Genomic DNA, 5,000 nt, shown 5'->3' with positions numbered 1-5,000 from the left:
CCAGTTCGGATTGGAGTCTGCAACTCGACTCCATGAAGCCGGAATCGCTAGTAATCGTAGATCAGCCATGCTACGGTGAATACGTTCCCGGGTCTTGTACTCACCGCCCGTCACACCATGGGAGTTGATTTCACTCGAAGCCGGAATACTAAATTAGTTACCGTCCACAGTGGAATCAGCGACTGGGGTGAAGTCGTAACAAGGTAACCGTAGGAGAACCTGCGGTTGGATCACCTCCTTTCTAGAGTACATATAGGTATTCTCTCACAAGATATCTATAAGAAAGATATTCTCAATCATCCTTGTTTAGTTTTGAAAGATTGATAGACCTATAGGGGCCTATAGCTCAGCTGGTTAGAGTGCACCCCTGATAAGGGTGAGGTCACAAGTTCAAGTCTTGTTAGGCCCACCAGAGAATTTAATTGGGGAATTAGCTCAGCTGGGAGAGCGCCTGCTTTGCACGCAGGAGGTCAGCGGTTCGATCCCGCTATTCTCCACCATAAAATAGTTTAACGATATTAAGTCTAATTAGAGAGCTTAAAAATTTAAACTTTCTAATTAGACTTTTGTCTAAATGTTCTTTTAATTAATATTGTTAATAGTCACAAGCAAGTTTTAAAAACAATTTTACAGGACTTGTTAAAGATTTAAATTTCTATTCTCTTTGCATTTAATGCAAAAGTTTGACATCACAATCTATTTAGGATTTAAAACTTATCTAAATAGTAGTCAATGCTTTCCGTCTTGAGAGCTAGAATTTAAATATAGTAACATAAAGTTATCTTTAACAAGGAAGTGATGCGAATTAGAATAATCTAATATAGAAAAGGTAAGCTACAAAGAGCAAGTGGTGGATGCCTTGGCTAGTAGAGGCGATGAAAGACGTGCCAGGCTGCGATAAGTCTCGGGGAGCCGTCAAGGGGCTTTGATCCGGGAATTTCTGAATGGGGCAACCCAGTTAAGCGCGAGTTTAACTACCTAATATGGAGCGAACGAGGGGAATTGAAACATCTTAGTACCCTCAGGAAAAGAAATCAAAAGAGATTACGCTAGTAGCGGCGAGCGAACGCGTAAGAGGGCAAACCGTTAGTTTACTAACGGGGTTGTAGGACTGCAATATAGACTAAACTTAGCTAATAGAATAATTTGGAAAGATTAAGCATAGAGGGTGATACTCCCGTATATGAAAGCTTTGTTTTACTTAGCAGTATCCTGAGTAGGGCGGAACACGTGATATTCTGTCTGAAGCTGGGTAGACCACTATCCAACCCTAAATACTACTACTAGACCGATAGTGCACAAGTACCGTGAGGGAAAGGTGAAAAGAACTGAGGTGATCAGAGTGAAATAGAACCTGAAACCATTTGCTTACAATCATTCAGAGCCCTATGATTTATCAGGGTGATGGACTGCCTTTTGCATAATGAGCCTGCGAGTTGTGATGTCTGGCAAGGTTAAGGAAACCCGGAGCCGTAGCGAAAGCGAGTCTTAATAGGGCGTTTAGTCAGACGTTGCAGACCCGAAACGATGTGATCTATCCATGAGCAGGTTGAAACCGGTGTAAGAGCCGGTGGAGGACCGAACCCGCTAGCGTTGAAAAGCTATGGGATGACTTGTGGATAGGGGTGAAAGGCCAATCAAACATCGTGATAGCTGGTTCTCTCCGAAATATATTTAGGTATAGCGTCATGTAGTAACACTAGGGGGTAGAGCACTGAATGGGCTAGGGCATACACCAATGTACCAAACCCTATCAAACTCCGAATACCTAGTGTGTAATCATGGCAGTCAGGCGGCGAGTGATAAAATCCGTCGTCGAGAGGGGAACAACCCAGACTAACAGCTAAGGTCCCTAAATCTCATTTAAGTGGAAAACGATGTGGAGTTACTTAAACAACCAGGAGGTTGGCTTAGAAGCAGCCATCCTTTAAAGAAAGCGTAATAGCTCACTGGTCTAGTGATTCTGCGCGGAAAATATAACGGGGCTAAAATGAGTACCGAAGCTTTAGACTTAGTTTTACTAAGTGGTAGGAGAGCGTTGTATTTGCGTCGAAGGTATACCGGTAAGGAGTGCTGGAGCGAATACAAGTGAGCATGCAGGCATGAGTAGCGATAATTGGGGTGAGAATCCCCAACGCCGTAAACCCAAGGTTTCCTACGCGATGCTCGTCATCGTAGGGTTAGCCGGGTCCTAAGCAAAGTCCGAAAGGGGTATGCGATGGAAAATTGGTTAATATTCCAATGCCAACTATAATGTGCGATGGAAGGACGCTTAGAGTTAAGCAAGCTAGCGGATGGTAGTGCTAGTCGAAAGGTGTAGGTTAAGATCCAGGCAAATCCGGATCTTTTTAAGCCGAGACCCCACAGGCGTTTGAAGTTCTTCGGAATGGATAGCGAATTGCCGATACTGTCGAGCCAAGAAAAGTTTCTAAGTTTAGTTATAGTTGCCCGTACCGTAAACCGACACAGGTGGGTGGGATGAGTATTCTAAGGCGCGTGGAAGAACTCTCTTCAAGGAACTCTGCAAAATAGCACCGTATCTTCGGTATAAGGTGTGCCTAACTTTGTGAAGGATTTACTCCGTAAGCATTGAAGGTTACAACAAAGAGTCCCTCCCGACTGTTTACCAAAAACACAGCACTCTGCTAACTCGTAAGAGGATGTATAGGGTGTGACGCCTGCCCGGTGCTCGAAGGTTAATTGATGACGTTAGCTCTGCGAAGCGTTTGATCGAAGCCCGAGTAAACGGCGGCCGTAACTATAACGGTCCTAAGGTAGCGAAATTCCTTGTCGATTAAATATCGACCTGCATGAATGGCGTAACGAGATGGGAGCTGTCTCGAAGAGGGATCCAGTGAAATTGTAGTGGAGGTGAAAATTCCTCCTACCCGCGGCAAGACGGAAAGACCCCGTGGACCTTTACTACAGCTTGACACTGCTATTGGGATAAAAATGTGCAGGATAGGTGGGAGGCTTTGATCCATAGACGCCAGTTTATGGTGAGCCATTGTTGAGATACCACTCTTTTTTATTCTGATAGCTAACTAGCTTGAGTTATCCTCAAGTAGGACAATGTCTGGTGGGTAGTTTGACTGGGGCGGTCGCCTCCCAAAATGTAACGGAGGCTTACAAAGGTTGGCTCAGAACGGTTGGAAATCGTTCGTAGAGTATAAAGGCATAAGCCAGCTTAACTGCGAGACATACACGTCAAGCAGAGACGAAAGTCGGTCTTAGTGATCCGGTGGTTCTGTGTGGAAGGGCCATCGCTCAAAGGATAAAAGGTACCCCGGGGATAACAGGCTGATCTCCCCCAAGAGCTCACATCGACGGGGAGGTTTGGCACCTCGATGTCGGCTCATCGCATCCTGGGGCTGGAGCAGGTCCCAAGGGTATGGCTGTTCGCCATTTAAAGCGGTACGCGAGCTGGGTTCAGAACGTCGTGAGACAGTTCGGTCCCTATCTGCCGTGGGCGTAAGAAGATTGAGGAGAGTTGACCCTAGTACGAGAGGACCGGGTCGAACCAACCACTGGTGTACGAGTTGTTCTGCCAAGAGCACCGCTCGGTAGCTATGTTGGGATGTGATAACTGCTGAAAGCATCTAAGCAGGAAGCCAACTCCAAGATGAATCTTCTTTTAAGAGCTCATATAGACTATGTGTTTGATAGGCTGGGTGTGTAATGGATGAAAGTCCTTTAGCTGACCAGTACTAATAGCTCGTCTGCTTATCTTTTAATAAGCATCACTTCCTTGTTAAGGATAAAAACTTAATAAGATATGTTTTTATAAAACTTTGTTTATGACTTTTAACTTTACACGTAGTGTTAAATAAGAGATTTATCTAATATATCTTTTATTTAACACTGCCCGTGACTATACAGACGAGGAAACGCCTTGCTCCATCTCGAACCAAGAAGCTAAGCTCGTCCTGGCTGATGATACTCTCCCTTACTGGGATGTTGGAAAAGTAGGTCGTTGCGGGCTTTGTTAATTTTTAATCTTCTTTATCTAAACAATCTTCTTTTAATATTATTTCTTAATTTATAACAAAATATCAAATCTAAAATTTATTTATATTTTTAAATAATTAGACTTTTTATCTTTACATTTATAAATATCTTTTAGCTTATGTTTTTATGCGAGTGTTGACTAAAAATACCAAATATGATAGACTCCAAACCCAAATTTACCCAAAAAGGACAAAAATGAAAAAGATTGTATTCTCACTATTAGTAGCAGCTTCTACATTACTAGCAGCCATAAATTTAAACACCGCCACAAAAGAAGAGTTAATGAGTTTAGATGGCATAGGATCTTCAAAGGCAGATGCAATAATAGAGTATAGAAAAGCAAATAAATTTAACTCAATAGAAGATATAAAAAATGTAAATGGTATAGGCGATAAGACATTTGAAAATTTAAAATCAGATATATCAGTATCAGGCACTACAAAGATAGATAACACAAAAGCTAAAACAAAATCTAAAAAAGATGAGATAAAAGAAAAAGTAAGTAAAAAGAGTGATGAAGTAAAAGAGAAAAAAGATGGTGCTAAAGATAGCGTAAAAGAAGTCAAAGATAAGAAAGAAAGCCCAAAAGATAAAGCAGAGAAAAAGAGTAAAACTAAAAAAGAGAAGAGTAAAGAGTAATAAAAATCTAGGAATTTATAAAAATTCTTATATAAAGATATATAAAAATAGTTAGGAGCGCATAGCGTTCCTAATAAATAAAATAGATTGGTTTTTTATATATCTGCCCACTTTTTAATTCTATAACTTAGTTTACTTACTTTTTAAATTTTATAAATTAATAAGTTCATCTAATAGATCTTGTAAAGTAATACTTCTTAGTTCACTTTCTAAAGCTTCTTGTACTTTTAAAAAGTGACCGGTTAAAAGTCCCTCGATCTTGCCGCCAAGTGGGCAGGCTTTAGGTGAGTCAGAGTGGATCTTAAAAAGTTTTTCTTTATCATTTACTGCGTTAAAAATTTGAAGGAGGGTTA

2 protein-coding genes, 2 tRNA genes and 3 rRNA genes (1 of these 7 running past the window's edge) are annotated in these 5,000 nt (G+C 41.2%); 6 read left to right on the top strand and 1 reads right to left on the bottom strand.

The genetic code is table 11. The features are described 5' to 3' along the window. From CVS84_RS09365 to CVS84_RS09830, 6 genes are all read left to right on the top strand, one after another. Nucleotides 1-241: ribosomal RNA gene (locus CVS84_RS09365) — 16S ribosomal RNA — on the top strand (it extends 1,270 nt beyond the left edge of the window). A 94-nt stretch (nt 242-335) separates the two neighbouring features. Further along, nucleotides 336-412 (top strand) — tRNA-Ile (locus CVS84_RS09360). Nucleotides 413-424: 12 nt separating this feature from the next. After that, a tRNA-Ala gene (locus tag CVS84_RS09355) sits at nt 425-500 on the top strand. A gap of 327 nt (nt 501-827) precedes the next feature. After that, nucleotides 828-3,731 (top strand): 23S ribosomal RNA (locus tag CVS84_RS09350). Nucleotides 3,732-3,863: 132 nt separating this feature from the next. Next, nucleotides 3,864-3,982: ribosomal RNA gene (rrf, locus tag CVS84_RS09345) — 5S ribosomal RNA — on the top strand. The 16S, 23S and 5S rRNA genes sit together here with 2 tRNA genes alongside, the layout of an rRNA operon. 221 nt (nt 3,983-4,203) lie before the next feature. Further along, a complete protein-coding gene (locus CVS84_RS09830) occupies nt 4,204-4,647 on the top strand; it encodes a helix-hairpin-helix domain-containing protein (protein ID WP_107692051.1) in 444 nt (147 codons plus the stop codon). 150 nt (nt 4,648-4,797) lie between these two features. Here CVS84_RS09830 and CVS84_RS09335 read toward each other — a convergent pair. Further along, on the bottom strand, nt 4,798-5,000 hold a 203-nt coding region (locus CVS84_RS09335), incomplete at its 5' end, for an Rrf2 family transcriptional regulator (protein ID WP_234411938.1).

The sequence above is a fragment of the Campylobacter concisus genome (assembly GCF_003048575.1).
Taxonomy (GTDB): domain Bacteria; phylum Campylobacterota; class Campylobacteria; order Campylobacterales; family Campylobacteraceae; genus Campylobacter_A; species Campylobacter_A concisus_U.
This window is presented reverse-complemented; position numbering and strand designations above follow the sequence as displayed.

Coding starts and splice junctions, on each gene's coding strand:
- CVS84_RS09830 (WP_107692051.1), top strand. CDS start 4,204: ATGAAAAAGATTGTATTCTCACTATTAGTAGCAGCTTCTACATTACTA.